Source organism: Roseovarius sp. YIN77 (genome assembly GCF_057219155.1).
The window spans coordinates 49,911-64,596 of record NZ_JBXVVI010000002.1 but is presented as its reverse complement, the minus strand read 5'-3'; the positions used below and the strand labels follow the sequence as shown (position 1 = coordinate 64,596).

17 protein-coding genes are annotated in these 14,686 nt (G+C 55.8%); 13 read left to right on the top strand and 4 right to left on the bottom strand.

Going from position 1 to position 14,686, the window contains the following annotated elements; all coding sequences use genetic code 11:
• Window positions 1-3: 3 nt before the first annotated feature.
• From nhaC to AC2D8P_RS04070, 3 genes are all read left to right on the top strand, one after another.
• Entirely contained in the window at window positions 4-1,164 is a 1,161-nt protein-coding gene (gene nhaC, locus AC2D8P_RS04080) for a Na+/H+ antiporter NhaC (RefSeq protein WP_484700728.1), read from the top strand.
• A gap of 172 nt (window positions 1,165-1,336) precedes the next feature.
• Window positions 1,337-2,089, top strand: coding sequence for a triose-phosphate isomerase (tpiA, locus tag AC2D8P_RS04075; RefSeq protein ID WP_484700726.1), 753 nt, complete (start codon window positions 1,337-1,339; stop codon window positions 2,087-2,089).
• Between the two features lie 5 nt (window positions 2,090-2,094).
• Window positions 2,095-3,276: a cytochrome P450 gene (locus AC2D8P_RS04070; protein ID WP_484700724.1), complete on the top strand. Its 1,182-nt coding sequence runs from the start codon at window positions 2,095-2,097 to the stop codon at window positions 3,274-3,276.
• Here AC2D8P_RS04070 and AC2D8P_RS04065 read toward each other — a convergent pair.
• Window positions 3,271-3,744, bottom strand: coding sequence for an Lrp/AsnC family transcriptional regulator (locus tag AC2D8P_RS04065; RefSeq protein WP_484700722.1), 474 nt, complete (start codon window positions 3,742-3,744; stop codon window positions 3,271-3,273). The genes AC2D8P_RS04070 and AC2D8P_RS04065 overlap by 6 nt on opposite strands.
• 140 nt (window positions 3,745-3,884) lie before the next feature.
• Here AC2D8P_RS04065 and cysG point away from each other — a divergent pair, with 140 nt between their 5' ends.
• The 6 genes from cysG (at window position 3,885) to AC2D8P_RS04035 (ending at window position 9,314) form a co-directional block, all read left to right on the top strand.
• Window positions 3,885-5,279, top strand: coding sequence for a siroheme synthase CysG (cysG, locus tag AC2D8P_RS04060; RefSeq protein ID WP_484700720.1), 1,395 nt, complete (start codon window positions 3,885-3,887; stop codon window positions 5,277-5,279).
• The gene (locus AC2D8P_RS04055; RefSeq protein ID WP_484700718.1) at window positions 5,276-5,584 is read left to right on the top strand and encodes a DUF2849 domain-containing protein; all 309 of its coding nucleotides are present in this window, start codon (window positions 5,276-5,278) and stop codon (window positions 5,582-5,584) included. Before cysG ends, AC2D8P_RS04055 begins: the two co-directional genes overlap by 4 nt.
• Complete coding sequence (locus AC2D8P_RS04050) at window positions 5,577-7,247, top strand: nitrite/sulfite reductase (RefSeq protein WP_484700716.1); 1,671 nt, start codon at window positions 5,577-5,579, stop codon at window positions 7,245-7,247. The genes AC2D8P_RS04055 and AC2D8P_RS04050 overlap by 8 nt, the downstream gene beginning before the upstream one ends.
• Window positions 7,237-7,992, top strand: coding sequence for a phosphoadenylyl-sulfate reductase (locus AC2D8P_RS04045; protein ID WP_484700714.1), 756 nt, complete (start codon window positions 7,237-7,239; stop codon window positions 7,990-7,992). Before AC2D8P_RS04050 ends, AC2D8P_RS04045 begins: the two co-directional genes overlap by 11 nt.
• Window positions 7,989-8,405 (top strand): DUF934 domain-containing protein, encoded by a 417-nt coding sequence (locus AC2D8P_RS04040; protein ID WP_484700713.1) that lies wholly within the window; start codon window positions 7,989-7,991, stop codon window positions 8,403-8,405. The genes AC2D8P_RS04045 and AC2D8P_RS04040 overlap by 4 nt, the downstream gene beginning before the upstream one ends.
• 66 nt (window positions 8,406-8,471) lie before the next feature.
• The gene (locus tag AC2D8P_RS04035; RefSeq protein WP_484700711.1) at window positions 8,472-9,314 is read left to right on the top strand and encodes a ferredoxin--NADP reductase; all 843 of its coding nucleotides are present in this window, start codon (window positions 8,472-8,474) and stop codon (window positions 9,312-9,314) included.
• 124 nt (window positions 9,315-9,438) lie between these two features.
• Here AC2D8P_RS04035 and AC2D8P_RS04030 read toward each other — a convergent pair whose 3' ends face one another.
• Window positions 9,439-9,822 carry a hypothetical protein gene (locus AC2D8P_RS04030; RefSeq protein ID WP_484700709.1) on the bottom strand — a complete coding sequence of 128 codons (384 nt, stop codon included), beginning with the start codon at window positions 9,820-9,822 and terminating at the stop codon, window positions 9,439-9,441.
• 215 nt (window positions 9,823-10,037) lie between these two features.
• Between AC2D8P_RS04030 and infC the strand changes: the two genes are divergently transcribed.
• Window positions 10,038-10,553, top strand: coding sequence for a translation initiation factor IF-3 (gene infC / locus AC2D8P_RS04025; RefSeq protein WP_484700707.1), 516 nt, complete (start codon window positions 10,038-10,040; stop codon window positions 10,551-10,553).
• Between the two features lie 86 nt (window positions 10,554-10,639).
• Here the strand turns inward: infC and AC2D8P_RS04020 are convergent, their stop codons facing one another.
• Together AC2D8P_RS04020 and AC2D8P_RS04015 are read right to left on the bottom strand one after the other, a co-directional pair.
• A complete protein-coding gene (locus AC2D8P_RS04020; RefSeq protein WP_484700705.1) occupies window positions 10,640-11,029 on the bottom strand; it encodes a hypothetical protein in 390 nt (129 codons plus the stop codon).
• Window positions 11,020-12,021, bottom strand: coding sequence for an XdhC family protein (locus AC2D8P_RS04015; RefSeq protein ID WP_484700703.1), 1,002 nt, complete (start codon window positions 12,019-12,021; stop codon window positions 11,020-11,022). Before AC2D8P_RS04015 ends, AC2D8P_RS04020 begins: the two co-directional genes overlap by 10 nt.
• Before the next feature lie 176 nt (window positions 12,022-12,197).
• On the opposite strand from AC2D8P_RS04015, the gene AC2D8P_RS04010 reads away from it, so the two are divergent.
• From AC2D8P_RS04010 to AC2D8P_RS04000, 3 genes are all read left to right on the top strand, one after another.
• Window positions 12,198-12,818, top strand: coding sequence for a LysE family translocator (locus tag AC2D8P_RS04010; RefSeq protein WP_484700701.1), 621 nt, complete (start codon window positions 12,198-12,200; stop codon window positions 12,816-12,818).
• Window positions 12,819-12,820: 2 nt separating this feature from the next.
• Window positions 12,821-13,534 (top strand): FkbM family methyltransferase, encoded by a 714-nt coding sequence (locus tag AC2D8P_RS04005; protein ID WP_484700699.1) that lies wholly within the window; start codon window positions 12,821-12,823, stop codon window positions 13,532-13,534.
• 191 nt (window positions 13,535-13,725) lie between these two features.
• Window positions 13,726-14,649: a phosphoadenosine phosphosulfate reductase gene (locus tag AC2D8P_RS04000; RefSeq protein ID WP_484700698.1), complete on the top strand. Its 924-nt coding sequence runs from the start codon at window positions 13,726-13,728 to the stop codon at window positions 14,647-14,649.
• The last annotated feature ends 37 nt before the right edge of the window (window positions 14,650-14,686 follow it).

Below are 14,686 nucleotides of genomic sequence, written 5' to 3'. Positions count from 1 at the left end.
GGCGTGGTGCCAACACTCATTTACTATGGGCTTCAGGTTCTATCGCCAGGCATCTTCCTGCCCGCAACAGTGATCATCTGCTCTATTGCGTCTCTGGCAACCGGGACAAGCTGGGGAACGTCAGGCACAATTGGTGTCGCGTTGATCGGTATCGGGGCCAGCCTGGGCTTCCCGCTGCCCTTGGTTGCAGGGGCTGTGCTGTCTGGTGCCTATTTCGGGGACAAGATGTCACCGCTGTCAGACACCACAAACATGGCTCCGGCGCTCGTGGGCACCGATTTGTTCACGCATATCAAACATATGTCCTACACCTCGGGCGTGGCGATCATCCTGACGCTGATCATCGAATATTTCATTGGTCTGTCTTACGGCGGGAATAGCCCCGAAAATCTTGAACGTGTTCAGACGATGCTTACCACGCTGGATGCAAACTTCACGATCAACCCGGTGCTGCTGATCCCACCACTTGTTGTCGCGTTTGTATCGTTTAAAAAAGTTCCGGCAATTCCGGGCATTACGCTTGGCGTTATCGCTGCGGCTTTTTGTGCGATCGGCCTGCAAGGTTCGGGATATGAAGATCTGATCAATGCAAGTTTCAGCGGCTTCGAAGCTGATACTGGTGTTGAAGACGTCGACAATTTGTTGTCACGCGGCGGTATGGATTCGATGATGTGGACCATTGGTCTTGTGATCTCTGCGCTGATGTTTGGTGGCGTGATGGAGCGCACCAGTCAGCTAAAAGTGATCGCCGACAAAATTATGACAATGGCAAAATCGAACGGATCCCTGATCCTTGCCACGGCGCTCACAACTTTTGGCGCCAACGTCGTCATGGCCGAGCAGTACATGTCCATCGTCGTAGGCGCCCGGACATTTGCGCCGGAATATCGCCGTCGCGGACTGGCGCCTGAAAACCTGTCTCGGGTCGTCGAGGATGCTGGTACTGTCACCGCTAACTTGGTGCCATGGAGCTCTGGCGGGGCCTATCAAACAGCCACGTTGGGCGTGCCCACAATCGCCTATGCACCTTTTGCGTTCTTCTGTTGGCTGTCGCCACTGGTAACCATCTTGTTCGGTTACACCGGTTGGACAATCAAGAAGATGAACGACGAAGAACTGGCAGAAGTGAAGGCCGAGGAGGCCGAAGCCGCAGCCTCCGCATAAGGGAACTTAGGCTGATCATTCAACCCCGTCGCAGCGCCGTGCGAATACCGACGCAATACCGACATAGATTTTTTAGATAATGCTCGCAGTTGCGACGGGTTCACCCTGACGCCCCCTTGACGCCTGCCCCCTGACCTGCAATCCCATTTGGACCACTGGCAGGAGGATCAAGATGCGGCACAAGTTGGCGGCTGGAAACTGGAAAATGAATAGGCTGGCTTCGTCCATGGCAGAAGCTCGGGCATTGTCAGAGGCACACCCGAACCCATCGGTCGACATCCTGTTATGCCCGCCCGCGACGCTCCTCTCGCGGCTGTCTGATGCCTTATCTGACAGCGCAATCGCCACTGGCGGGCAGGATTGTCATGCCAACGCTTCGGGGGCTCACACCGGTGATATCGCCGCCGACATGTTGGTTGATGCCGGGGCCAGCCATGTGATCCTCGGCCATTCGGAACGACGCGAGGATCATGATGAACATGATGAGGATATCCGCGCAAAGGCACAAACCGCCATCGCCGCCGGGTTGATCGCGATCATCTGCGTCGGCGAATCCGAGGCCCAGCGCGATGCCGACAACACGCTGGATATCATCGGCGGGCAACTGGCCGGATCTGTGCCTGATGGGGCTACTGCAGACACGGTCGTCATCGCCTACGAACCGATCTGGGCGATTGGAACTGGGCGGGTGCCAACATTGGAGCAAATCGCAGAAGTTCATGATTTCATTAGATTTAGATTGATCCGCCGGTTCGGGGAAGACACCGGTAACAATGTCCGAATTCTCTATGGCGGCTCGGTCAAACCGGGTAACGCAGCAGAAATTTTTGGCGTTGCCAATGTCGACGGTGCGCTGGTCGGTGGGGCCTCTTTGAAGGTTGCGGATTTCTCTCCGATCATCACAGCGCTAGAGGCCACCGGCTGAGTTTCATGAAGCGACTGCGCCAATCCCCGACAGACGATCAGTTTGTTCAGAACCCCTATCCAATTTATGACCGTGCACGGCAGGCGGGCGCGTTAATCTTTTGGGAAAACTATAACCTTCCCTGCGCCACCAATTATGACACTGTCAACGCGATCCTGCGGGATCGTCGGTTCGGGCGTGAAGTACCGAAAGACAAGCGACAGCCAACTGCGGACCATCTGGAACCATTTTACGCGGTCGAACAACACTCCATGCTGGAGCTGGAGGCTCCGCGCCATCCCCGCCTGCGCGGGCTGGTTTTGCGCGCCTTTACCTCCCGCCGGATCCGGGCGTTGGAACCGGAGCTGACCCAACTGAGCAACGATCTGATCGACGCGTTCGAGGGCTCGATTATCGACCTGCTTCCTGCCTATTGCCAACGTATTCCTGTAATCGTGATCTGCCGCCTGCTGGGGGTGCCAGAGGATATGGCGGATCAGCTGCTGCGGTGGTCCAACGCCATGGTCGGCATGTATCAGGCCGGTCGCAATTTCGAAACCGAACTCAAGGCCGCAGCCGCCAGTCAGGCGTTTTCAGACTTCATGCGCAGCTATATTAGCGCGCGCCGGGCCGCACCGGCGGACGATCTGATCACCCATCTGATTGCCGCCGAGGAAGACGGCGAACGACTGTCGACCGATGAATTGATCACCACATGCATCCTTTTGTTGAATGCGGGGCACGAGGCGACGGTGCATTCTATGGGCAATGCCGTTAAACTGTTGCTGGAGCATCAATGCGATCCCTCGGTATTATCGAAAGAAACCATCGACAATGTTGTCGAGGAAACACTGCGGTTTGATCCGCCGCTGCATTTATTTACCCGTTGGGCCTATAACAATGTCGAAATTGCCGGCCACCTGATCGAAGCGGGGCAAGAGGTTGGCCTGCTTCTGGCGTCGGCCAATCGCGATGCGGCGATCTGGAATAGCGCAGATGTGTTTGATCCCACGCGACCCATCAAAACCAACGCTGCCTTTGGCGCTGGGGCGCATTTCTGCATCGGGGCTGCGCTCGCCCGGATGGAACTAAAAACTGCCTTGCCCATTTTGTTTGCTCGTTGCCCCAAATTGCAGTTGGCCGATACGCCCCGTTATTCAAATCTGTATCATTTTCATGGGCTTGAGGCGCTGAACGTCCACCTATGACTGTTCCAAAATAGGCAGGATTGTTGTTGATTTTAGCTCTTCCATCGACAGCAACGCGGTCACGTTATAAATTCGAACTTCCTTGATCAGCGCCTGATAAAACACATCATAGGCGCGGGCGTTTTTGACCACCACTTTCAGGATGTAATCGATGTCGCCCGCCAGTCGGTGGGCCTCCATCACTTCGGGGCGTTCACGCAGGGCTTTCAGGAATTTTTTCTGCCAGTCAGCCTCGTGCTCTGACGTGCGGATCAAGACAAAAAAACACGCATCCAACCCCAACGCTTCGGCATCCAGAATAACCGTTTGCTGGCCAATGATACCGGCTTCTCGCATCTTGCGAATACGATTCCAGACGGGCGTTTTGGATGATCCGACTTTGCTGGCAATTTCGTCCAGCGATTGTCCCGCATCCCGCTGTAATTCAGCCAAAATCCTGCGATCGGTTTCATCGAGGCGAACATCCATCCTTTGAATCCTTCAGAATTGGAACAAATGACCCGACGATTACCGCCAAAGGAACGTTTGTTCTTATTTATCTCCACACCTAGCGCATAATCGGGAAAATATCCTATATCAAGCATGAAAACACGCGTGGAAAAGTCAAGATGAAGCATTTTCCGATCTTTATGGCCGTCGAAGGCCGCCGAATTGTCGTTTCGGGCGGCGGTGACGCGGCATTGGCCAAGCTGCGGCTTCTGTTGAAAACAGAGGCCCGGATTGATGTGTTTACCGCCAATCCAGCACACGAGATCATCTCTTGGGCTTCTGAGGGCAAAATCTTCCTCGCCCAACGGGCTTTGCAGGCTGGCGATGTCGCTGGCGCCATTTTGTTTTATGCCGCTGACGAGGATGATCGCGAAGATGCCCGGACGTCAGCCATTGCCGCGGCTGAAGGCGCGCTAGTCAATATCGTTGACAACCTTGAAGACAGCCAATTCATCACACCAGCGATCGTTGATCGTGATCCGGTCACCGTTGCAATCGGAACAGAGGGTGCTGCACCCGTACTGGCCCGTGCGATCAAGGCTGAGCTGGAAGAAAAACTTCCTCCCGTTCTGGGCACACTCACCCGGATTGGCAAATCCTTCCGCAAACAGGTCGAGTCTCTCCCATTCGGCCGCAAGCGGCGCGAGTTCTGGGCGGAGTATTATTTCCGCTCAGGGCCCGCCGCGATTGAAACCGGTGGCGCAGATGCAGTTGCACCCGCTCTGCAAGCCTTACTGGACAACCACCTGTCGCGCGGGGCTGATCGTGGCCATGTCGATCTGGTTGGCGCAGGTCCGGGTGATCCAGAGCTACTGACGCTCAAAGCTCGCAAGGTGCTTGATGAAGCAGATGTTGTTATCTACGACCGTCTGGTTTCCCCAGAAATCCTCGAACTCGCCCGTCGCGAGGCAATCCTGCTGGATGTGGGTAAAGAAGGTTTTGGCAAACACACCCCGCAAGAAGACATCCACGCCGCAATGATTACCCACGCCCAAAAGGGCCTGCATGTTGTGCGGCTGAAATCTGGCGATCCGACCGTTTTTGGCCGTTTGGACGAAGAGATCGATGCCCTGGTTGCTGCCGGGATTGACTGGCGCATCGTGCCAGGCATCACTGCGGCCTCTGCCGCTGTTGCAGGAATTGGTCAGAGCTTGACCAAGCGCGGGCGCAACTCTTCTGTTCGCATTCTGACCGGGCATGACACCCGCGGCTTCGCCGAACATGATTGGCGACAACTGGGCCGCGAGGGCGAAGTTGCAGCCGTCTATATGGGTAAGAAATCCGCGCGTTTTATTCAGGGACGCCTGATGATGTATGGCGCTGATCCGGCCACCCCTGTGACCGTGATCGAGGATGCCTCTCGCCCGACTCAACGTATCGTCGCCACCACCTTGGCCGATCTGCCAACCGCCATTGCCGATGTCGACGGCCCGGCAATCACATTTTATGGCCTCGCACCTCGTGCTGCGATGGACCTGTCCGAGACACTTGAACAGAAGGTTCTGACCCAATGAGCAGAAAATTCACCCCAAAAGTCGTCACCGCCAATGACCTGTTGATTGGCGATGTGATCTATCTGACCGCCGATGATCAATGGACCCGCAGCCACGCCAAGGCAGAATTGATCGAGGATGAGGCGCACGCCCAACTGCGTCTGCTTTTTGCAGAACAGCAGCGTAACTCTGTCGTTGGTGCCTATCTGGCCGATGCCAAAGCGGGTGCAACGGGCCCCGAACCCGTCCATTTCCGCGAGGCCTTCCGTGCCGATGGGCCATCCAACTATTACCACGGCAAGCAAGCAGAGGCCGCAAATGTATAAGTATAACGATTTCGACGAGGCGTTCATTCGCACGCGCAACGCCCAGTTTCGGGCGCAGGTTGCCCGCCGCATTGATGGCGCGCTGACCGAGGATGAATTTAAACCACTGCGCCTGATGAACGGGCTCTATCTGCAACTGCACGCCTATATGCTGCGGGTGGCCATTCCTTATGGCACGCTGGACGGTGCCAAAATGCGCCAACTGGCCTTTATCGCTGACAAATGGGATAAGGGCTATGGCCATTTCACCACCCGTCAGAACATCCAATACAACTGGCCGAAATTGCCGGATGTGCCGGACATTCTGGATGCGCTGGCCGATGTGGAAATGCACGCCATCCAGACCTCTGGCAACACCATCCGCAACGTGACTTCGGATCATTTCGCCGGAGCTGCAGCAGACGAGATCGAAGATCCCCGTCCGGTTGCTGAACTGCTGCGCCAATGGTCAACCGATCATGCGGAATTCCAGTTCCTGCCACGTAAATTCAAAATTGCCATCACCGGCAGCCCGAACGACCGCGCCGTGACCAAGGCCCACGATATTGGCCTGCGCATGGTCCGCAATGACGCGGGCGAGCCCGGCTTTGAGGTGATCGTTGGCGGTGGTTTGGGCCGTACACCGATGGTGGGCAAGGTCATTCGTGACTTCCTACCCAAGGCAGACCTCTTGCCCTATTGCGAGGCGATCGTCAGCGTTTACAACCTCTTGGGCCGTCGCGACAACAAATACAAAGCCCGGATCAAAATCACCGTGCATGAGAACGGGTTGGACAAGGTCCGCGCGTTGGTCGAGGAACGTTTTGCCCTATTGCGCCCGCAATTCTCTGGCGTTGATCAGGAGCATCTGGCCGAGATCGAGGCGCATTTTGCAGCACCAGAATTCATCAGCGCATCGACCAATGCCTATGAGGCCGAGCGTTCTGCAAATCCGGCCTTCCGGTCGTGGTCCGACACCAACCTCGCCAAGCACAAAAACGACGATTACGCGATTGTCACCATTTCAATCAAGGCGCATGGATACACGCCAGGCGATGCAAGTTCTGATCAGATGCGCGTCATGGCCGATCTGGCCGAAAAATACGCCCATGATGAGCTGCGCATCAGCCATGAGCAAAACGTGGTGCTGCCGCATGTGCACAAATCGCACCTGCCCGCAATCTATGCTGAGCTGAAAGCTGTCGGCCTGGCCACCGCGAATATTGGCCTGATTTCCGATATCATCGCCTGCCCCGGTATGGATTACTGTGCGCTCGCCACGGCCCGGTCGATCCCGGTTGCCCAACAAATCGCCACCCGGTTTGAAGAGCTGAAGGTCGAACATGACGTGGGCGAGCTGAAGATCAAGATCTCTGGCTGTATCAATGCCTGTGGCCATCACCATGTCGGCCATATCGGCATCTTGGGTCTGGATCGTGCGGGCGTGGAAAACTACCAGATCACCCTGGGTGGGGACGGCACGGAAACGGCCTCCATCGGCGAACGTGCAGGCCCCGGTTTTGCTTATGACGAGATCGTTCCGGCCATCGAACGTCTGGTTCTGGGCTATCTCGACCTGCGCGAAGCGCCCGAGGAAACCTTCCTTCAGGCCTATCGCCGCCTGGGCGCAGCCCCGTTCAAGGCAATTCTTTACCCAGAGGATGCAAAGCGTAATGCCGCTTGAAACCCCCTTCCCCTCGGTCGCTGATCGCGCCAAGGACCTGAATGCGCGCTATCTGCATCACAGCGCGACATCGGTTCTGGAACGCGCTTTGACCGACCCGATGATTGGTCGGATCGCCATGGTTTCGTCCTTTGGGGCGGAATCCGTGGTGCTCTTGCATATGTTGTCGGTGATGGATCGGACCACGCCGGTGATCTTTCTGGATACGCATCTGCTGTTTCCCGAAACGCTGGAATACCAGTTGGACCTGTCGGAAAAACTGGGCCTGACGGATGTGCGGCGGATCACGCCCTCGCCCAGTCAGATTGCCCGGACAGATCCGTTTGGTAAGTTGCGCGCCCATGACAAGGACGCATGCTGCAACTTGCGCAAAACCGTGCCGTTGGAGTTTGCCCTACACGGATTCGATGCCTGGATCACCGGGCGCAAGCGCTATCAAAGCGATACGCGTGCCACATTGGAATTTTTTGAGCCTGAAGGGAAAGAGCGGTTAAAAATCAACCCCCTGGCCCATTGGACACCGGATAATATCCGGGAATACATGACCGAAAACAACCTGCCCAAGCACCCGTTGGTGGCACGTGGCTATCCATCCATTGGATGTGCCCCATGCACCACCAAGGTGGCCGATGGCGAAGACCCTCGTGCCGGTCGTTGGCGTGGTGAAGACAAAACAGAATGCGGTATCCACTTTGTCGACGGCAAGATCGTTCGTGGACCGATTTCAGAAGGACAAGCAGCATGAGCGTACTTGTGACAGATACCGGGTTCCAACCCGATGATTGGACAAATAATTTCTATGCAGTTGATGACGTGCCGGCCGAAACGCCTGCGGCGCTGGCGATTGACCTTGGCTCTGATGCAGACCCAGAAGTCCTTGCCGATAAGCTGGATCAGATTGACCTGATCCGCGTGGATTTCCCCAGTTCCGCCGATGGCCGTGGCTTCACCATTGCCCGCCGTCTGCGTTTGATGGGATTTCAGGGTCGGCTACGGGCGCGTGGCCACGTGATCTCTGACCAATATGCGATGGCGCGCCGTTCTGGATTTGATGAGGTCGAGATCAGTAATGATCTTGCCCAACGTCAGCCCGCTGATCATTGGCAGTTCCGCGCCAACTGGCGTGACCATGACTATCAGTCGCGATTGCGCGCCTAGACCCCGACGATCGAACCCCCTATATGCACCGATGACAGAGGGCGGGGTCCAACCCCGCTAAAGGCAATGAACAAGCAAGTAACCATGGATCAGACCGCAACCGCCAAAGCCGTCCCAACCCTGCCAGATGCGCAGAAGGTGACCGAAGTGAAACACTGGACGGATCGTCTGTTTTCCTTCCGCGTGACACGCCCGCAATCCCTGCGTTTCCGCTCTGGCGAATTTGTGATGATCGGCCTGATGGGCGACAATGGCCGCCCTTTGTTACGTGCCTATTCCATTGCCAGCCCAGCCTGGGACGAAGAGCTGGAGTTCTATTCGATCAAAGTGCCCGATGGGCCTCTGACCTCAAAACTTCAGCACATCAAACCCGGCGACGAGATTATTCTACGCCCGAAACCGGTTGGCACGCTGGTTCATGACGCGCTGTTGCCTGGCAAACGCATCTATTTCTTTTCCACCGGCACCGGATTTGCGCCCTTTGCGTCTTTGCTGCGTGAACCGCAGACCTATGAGGATTATGACGAGGTCATCATCACCCATACCTGCCGAGAGGTCGGAGAACTGGAATATGGCCGCAAACTGATCGAAGATCTGAAATCAGATGAGATGATGATCGAGCTGTTGGGTCAGGAAAATCTGGATAAGATCCACTATTACCCAACCACAACCCGCGAACAGAGCCCAAAAATGGGTCGGATCACCGACCTGATCAAATCCGGTCGGCTGTTTGAGGATCTGGGTGTTCCGCCGCTGAACCCTGAAACCGACCGCGGCATGGTCTGTGGATCTTTGGCATTCAACAACGACATCAAGGAAATTCTGGAAGAAGCGGGCCTGAAAGAGGGCGCAAATTCTCATCCGGAACAGTTTGTGATCGAAAAGGCCTTTGTCGGCGAAGGGGTCTGACACCTTGATCGAAAAATGATCAAAGCCGGGACCATCGCGTCTTGACTTTATAGTTTTACATCCAGATACGAAAACGCCGCGCAAAATGTCCCGCGCGGCGTTGTGGTTCGATATCAGGAACCGTTTACTCGGTGATCGCCTCAACCGCGCCTTCCAGCGCATCGGCGGCAGCATCAGCTGCTTCCTCAACCACATCTTCAACGGCTTCTTCCACTGCTTCTTCTGCGGCCTCAACAGCTTCTGCAGCGGCCTCTTCGGCAGCAGCGGCGGCGGCTTCTGCCTCGGCGGCAGCAGCAGCGGCAGCAGCTTCCAGTTCAGCAGCAGCGGCGGCGACGGCAGCTTCGGCTTCTGCGGCGGCAGCAGCCTCTGCCTCTGCAGCGGCGGCAGCTTCAGCTTCAGCCTGCGCAGCAGCAGCGGCTTCTTCAGCAGCCTGCTTCGAATCGTAATAGAAATATCCACCCACACCGACTGCGGCGATCAAAATGGCGATAAGCAAAGTTCTGTTCATATCCGTCTTCCTCTGGATTAAGAGCGTATTCTTCGGCCTCTTGGCAGAACTGCACCCGGAATAAAAGGGATTAAAGGGGAACTTGGCGGCTGTTTGCTCATTCTTCGGTCGATAGCGGGTTGAAAGCCCCACATCCGCCGTCTATTTTCGCGCGCACATGCAGAAACTGCTAAAGGAACAAAGCTATAGCCCGCAGACCCCATAACGCCCCGCCGGTGCGTGACACTGGCCCCCGGATTAACGACAACATCCGCGGACCAGAAATCCGGCTAATCGGAGCTGACGGAGAGAACGTCGGCGTCGTCCCCCCCGCGCGCGGGATGCAACTGGCCGAAGAGGCCGGTCTTGATCTGGTTGAAATCAGCCCGAATGCCAATCCTCCGGTCTGCAAAGTGATGGACTATGGCAAGTTCAAGTATGAACAGCAAAAACGCGAGGCCGAAGCGCGCAAAAAGCAAAAGACCATCGAGGTCAAGGAAATCAAGTTCCGCCCCAACACCGATACTCATGACTATGAGGTCAAGCTGCGCAGCGTGCGCAAGTTTCTGGAAAACGGCGACAAGGTAAAAATCTCTTTGCGGTTCCGTGGCCGTGAGATGGCGCACCAGGAATTGGGGCGCGAATTGCTGGAGCGTGTGGCCGAAGACACCACGGAAATTGGCAAGGTTGAAAACATGCCCAAGATGGAAGGTCGTCAGATGATCATGATGATCGGTCCGATCAGCCGCTGACTTTTTTCGGTAACATGATATCAAGCCCGCGAAATTTTCGCGGGCTTTTTCATTGGCGGGTTCGGCCCCGAGGCCTGCATCATCGCTCAGGCAATATCGCGCTGACCGCGTAGCCATCTCGCAAAATCGGGAACGTCAAATCCCAGCGAGATCATATCAACGACCAGAACCGTCCACAGGATCACGCTCATAGTTTCCGGCATGTCTGTTCCACGTCGGATCAGGATCAGACAGAGCGGCGTCCACAAAATCAGATGCGACAACGCCATCAGCTTGGAAAACCCACGATCCCGGATCAGCAGATAAAGATTGGGCAATAATCCCCCGATGGACAACGCCGCAATCAGCAATCCACCGGGGCGCAACACTTCGACAATCGGCAGAATATTGACCGGCACAAGAACCATCCACATCCACAACTGCACCCACAGCGGCATCCGCCGAAGGCTGGCCCAGATATCTGCGATCAACTGCATTTTTCACCTGCAACTTGCGTGGAGCTCATTCTGAGGGTCGCAACAATTTCAGCCATGATCGACACGGCGATTTCTGCTGGGGATTTGGCGCCAATTGACAGTCCGACCGGGCCGTGAATGCGATCCAGATCCGCCGCATCAAACCCTTCGGCCTGCAATCTGTCGATCCGTTTGGCATGGGTTCGGCGCGATCCCAAGCTGCCGATGTAAAACGCCCGAGATGAAAGAGCGACACGCAAGGCTGGATCATCAAGTTTGGCGTCATGGGTCAGGGTCACCACGGCACTGCGTGCCTCCAGTCCCAAATCCGATAAAACCTGGTCAGGCCAGCCATCTTGAACGTCGATGTCGGTAAACCTCTCTCCCTCGGCAAAAACCGGTCGGGGGTCAACCAACGTCACCTCAAACCCGGTTTGACGCGCCAAGGGCACAAGATACTGCGCAATATGCACCGCGCCAACAATCACCAGTCGCAACGGCGCCTGATAAAGTGCGATAAATGTGTCCCCTTCAAACCCAGAAATCCCATTTTCGATGCATCGCGCCACGCGCGGGTCCTGTTCAGTAGTCGCAACAGCTCTGGCCCCTGACACCGTGTCCACCAGATAGGCAAAGGACTGACGCGCCGATTTCCCCTCCACAATTTTCTGCAATACCTGTTCTGTCAGCACAGGCCCCACCGGCTCCAGCAAAATGTTTATCGTGCCCCCACAAGCCAACCCAACGGCAAAGGCATCCTCATCGGAAACACCAAATTCCAGCAGTTTTTGCCGCTCGTCCGCTAGGGCGTCCAATGCCTCCACAACAACCGCACCCTCTACGCACCCGCCGGAAACAGATCCCGAAATATCACCCTGACCACTGATCGCCAATTGGCTGCCAACCGGTCGCGGGGCAGACCCCCAGGTGCGGGTGACCGTGGCCAGAACAGCGCCCTTGCCTTGCCGGTGCCAGCGCAAAGCGGTTTCAGGAATATCGTCATATGTCGACATATCGAGTTCCAATCGATGAGCGGCCTGTAACCACTATCGGCATTTGTCGCGTTCCTTCTGCGGACCGCAACCTGTTTCAGCCAGATTGACGGGACTTTTATCAGAAGTTTCGCAAAGTGGTACAATGATTGACAGCGATCCCCCTTTCAGGCTTTGTCCCGGAAAAGGAGAATGCGATGTTGCTGGAAACCTGGTTGGCCTTTGCCGCCGCTTCGATAGTCTTGCTGATTATCCCGGGCCCAACTGTGGTGTTGACGGTTTCCTATGCCATCAGTCAGGGACGGCGGGCGGCGTTGTCAGTGGCACTAGGGGTCGCGCTCGGCGACTTGGTTGCCATGACGGCCTCTCTTCTGGGTCTTGGGGCGCTGGTTTTGGCGTCTGCAACTTTGTTCACGGTCCTGAAGTGGATCGGTGCAGTTTATTTGGTCTGGCTCGGAATCAATCTGTGGCGTAGCCCCCCGGTCTTGCCAGAGGCTGATCGGTCGCCTGACAAGCCCGCATCCAGAATGTTTTGGCACGCCGCGCTGGTGACGGCGCTGAACCCAAAAAGCATTACATTCTTTATCGCATTCGTGCCTCAGTTCCTAAACGTGAATGCACCTCTGATCCCTCAGTTTTCACTCATGATTGCCACCTTTGTTGGCCTCGCCTTCGTTAATACGCTCGGGTATCTGACTTTGGCAGATCAAGCACGCCATCGGTTGCTAACACCTGGTTTCGCGACCCTCAGCGGCCGCATTGGCGGTGGCGCTCTTGTTACGATGGGCATCATGACAGCCATGGTCAAACGGGGCTGAACATGGCGTTGGAATCTGCGCAAGATTACATCTGGTCGAGGGGTTTGCAATTTCCGAACCGCCCGGAGATTATCCCTGATCACAGCCGGACAGCATTGCGCGAAAACAGATTTGAACGGTGGGAACACCGGGCCGTCATCGCGCTTGCAGATGCGCAGGATCACGTGCTTGAACTGGGCGGGGGTTTGGGGTTTCTGTCCACCCTACTGTCGGTGAAGTCGCCGGTGCAGTCTGTCACAACGCTGGAACCGAACCCTGCATTGGCCGATTACATCGCCGAAGTTCATCAGTTGAATAATGCAATGAATGCCCGTGTCGTCCAAGCGGTCGCCGGTCCCGATACGCTGCGCTCCGTGCCGTTTCACATCAGGAAAAATGTTCTGGCCTCATCGCTTGATGCTGATGCCGGGGCAAAACCCGTCACGACCATCACATCCGATGTTGTTGACATCAACGCCCTGATAAACGACCTGCACATCACTTACCTGATCTGCGATATTGAGGGCGGCGAAGCGGACTTGATCGAGCTTTTGGAACCCGCCCCCTTGCGAGCCATAACGATAGAGCTACATCCGCAGAAAATTGGCACCGAGGCGACGCGCGATATCTTTGATAAATTGCATGAAAATGGCCTGATTTACGCACCAGAGGCGTCTTTCGGCAAGGTTGTCAGCTTTACCCGGGACAAGCGCCTGTCCTCGATTCCACAAACTTAGCTTCCTAAAATGCTGGGGCTTGACGGGGTGAACACTATTGCGTCCGCTTTGGCGACAGAAGGCCAATTGGTGGATCACTGTTGAAAACTATGGCCAAAATAAGGCACAATTCTTGATACACCCACAAAAATGCCGCAATTTGGTCTGCGGCGGGGTCGCCCCCGCATGTGTGTGTAGAAAGTGTGCATTTTATGCTAAGTTCGCAAATCTCATCCATGCCGGATCTGTCCGGCCTTCCCCATGCCGATTGGATTCACGGGCTGGAAGATTTCGCCGAACGCGAAGGATATTTCGAACAACTCAGTGAAAATCACACCGCAATGTTGCTGGACAGGGGTGAAACGCTGTTGGTGACATTTGAAACCATTCGACCGCTCAAGTCCCGATCTACCCATGGCACACCGCTTGGGTTTGAAATTTCACAGGCCACCGGATGGTCATCGCTGTGCCTTCTGGCACATCGGCACCAATGGTATCGTGACCCTGCGGTCTATGCCTATTTCGACCGTCTGATTGATGACGGGTTTTTCGAAGAGTTCGATCAGGTTGTGTTTTATGGCGAAGGCATGGGGGCCTATGCCGCCGCCGCTTTTTCCGTTGCGGCACCCGGATCCACGGTCATTTTGCTGTCCCCCCAGGCCACGCTTGATCCGCGTATTACGGAATGGGACACACGATTTTTCGGGATGCGGAAAACCAGCTTTACTGATCGCTACGGCTATGCCCCCGACATGATCGGTGGGGCAAGCCGTGCTTTCATCTTTTACGATCCTGATGAAGAGTTCGATTCCATGCATGCCAGCCTGTTTCAGGGCCCGCATATCAGTCGCCACCGTTGTCGGCATCTGGGCCCTCATCTGGGGCGCACATTTCATGATATGCGAATTCTCGATCTGATGATCGAGGCTGCCGGGCGGGACCGCCTGACCGATCAATTGGTCAACAAGCTATTGCGCAACCGCCGCCGCTATCCGCCGTATCTCACGCGTCTGCTTGCCCACTTGCAGGATGATGGTCGTGATCTGATGGCCGGCCAGCTTTGCCGATATGCCATCGGGGCGCTGCGTAAACCCGATCACTTTGTGCGCCAACTGCAAGAGATTGAGGCGAGATAAGCGCTGAAATCACAGGTTTTATTTCGTCACATCGGCA

What these genes read in the sequence shown, in the direction of transcription:
- AC2D8P_RS04030 (WP_484700709.1), bottom strand. Translation starts at nt 9,822, where the DNA reads ATGAACAGAACTTTGCTTATCGCCATTTTGATCGCCGCAGTCGGTGTG.
- AC2D8P_RS04055 (WP_484700718.1), top strand. Translation starts at nt 5,276, where the DNA reads ATGAGCAGAAAATTCACCCCAAAAGTCGTCACCGCCAATGACCTGTTG.
- AC2D8P_RS04000 (WP_484700698.1), top strand. Translation starts at nt 13,726, where the DNA reads ATGCTAAGTTCGCAAATCTCATCCATGCCGGATCTGTCCGGCCTTCCC.
- tpiA (WP_484700726.1), top strand. Translation starts at nt 1,337, where the DNA reads ATGCGGCACAAGTTGGCGGCTGGAAACTGGAAAATGAATAGGCTGGCT.
- AC2D8P_RS04040 (WP_484700713.1), top strand. Translation starts at nt 7,989, where the DNA reads ATGAGCGTACTTGTGACAGATACCGGGTTCCAACCCGATGATTGGACA.
- AC2D8P_RS04070 (WP_484700724.1), top strand. Translation starts at nt 2,095, where the DNA reads ATGAAGCGACTGCGCCAATCCCCGACAGACGATCAGTTTGTTCAGAAC.
- AC2D8P_RS04020 (WP_484700705.1), bottom strand. Translation starts at nt 11,029, where the DNA reads ATGCAGTTGATCGCAGATATCTGGGCCAGCCTTCGGCGGATGCCGCTG.
- AC2D8P_RS04015 (WP_484700703.1), bottom strand. Translation starts at nt 12,021, where the DNA reads ATGTCGACATATGACGATATTCCTGAAACCGCTTTGCGCTGGCACCGG.
- AC2D8P_RS04050 (WP_484700716.1), top strand. Translation starts at nt 5,577, where the DNA reads ATGTATAAGTATAACGATTTCGACGAGGCGTTCATTCGCACGCGCAAC.
- AC2D8P_RS04035 (WP_484700711.1), top strand. Translation starts at nt 8,472, where the DNA reads ATGAACAAGCAAGTAACCATGGATCAGACCGCAACCGCCAAAGCCGTC.
- AC2D8P_RS04045 (WP_484700714.1), top strand. Translation starts at nt 7,237, where the DNA reads ATGCCGCTTGAAACCCCCTTCCCCTCGGTCGCTGATCGCGCCAAGGAC.
- AC2D8P_RS04065 (WP_484700722.1), bottom strand. Translation starts at nt 3,744, where the DNA reads ATGGATGTTCGCCTCGATGAAACCGATCGCAGGATTTTGGCTGAATTA.
- AC2D8P_RS04005 (WP_484700699.1), top strand. Translation starts at nt 12,821, where the DNA reads ATGGCGTTGGAATCTGCGCAAGATTACATCTGGTCGAGGGGTTTGCAA.
- cysG (WP_484700720.1), top strand. Translation starts at nt 3,885, where the DNA reads ATGAAGCATTTTCCGATCTTTATGGCCGTCGAAGGCCGCCGAATTGTC.
- AC2D8P_RS04010 (WP_484700701.1), top strand. Translation starts at nt 12,198, where the DNA reads ATGTTGCTGGAAACCTGGTTGGCCTTTGCCGCCGCTTCGATAGTCTTG.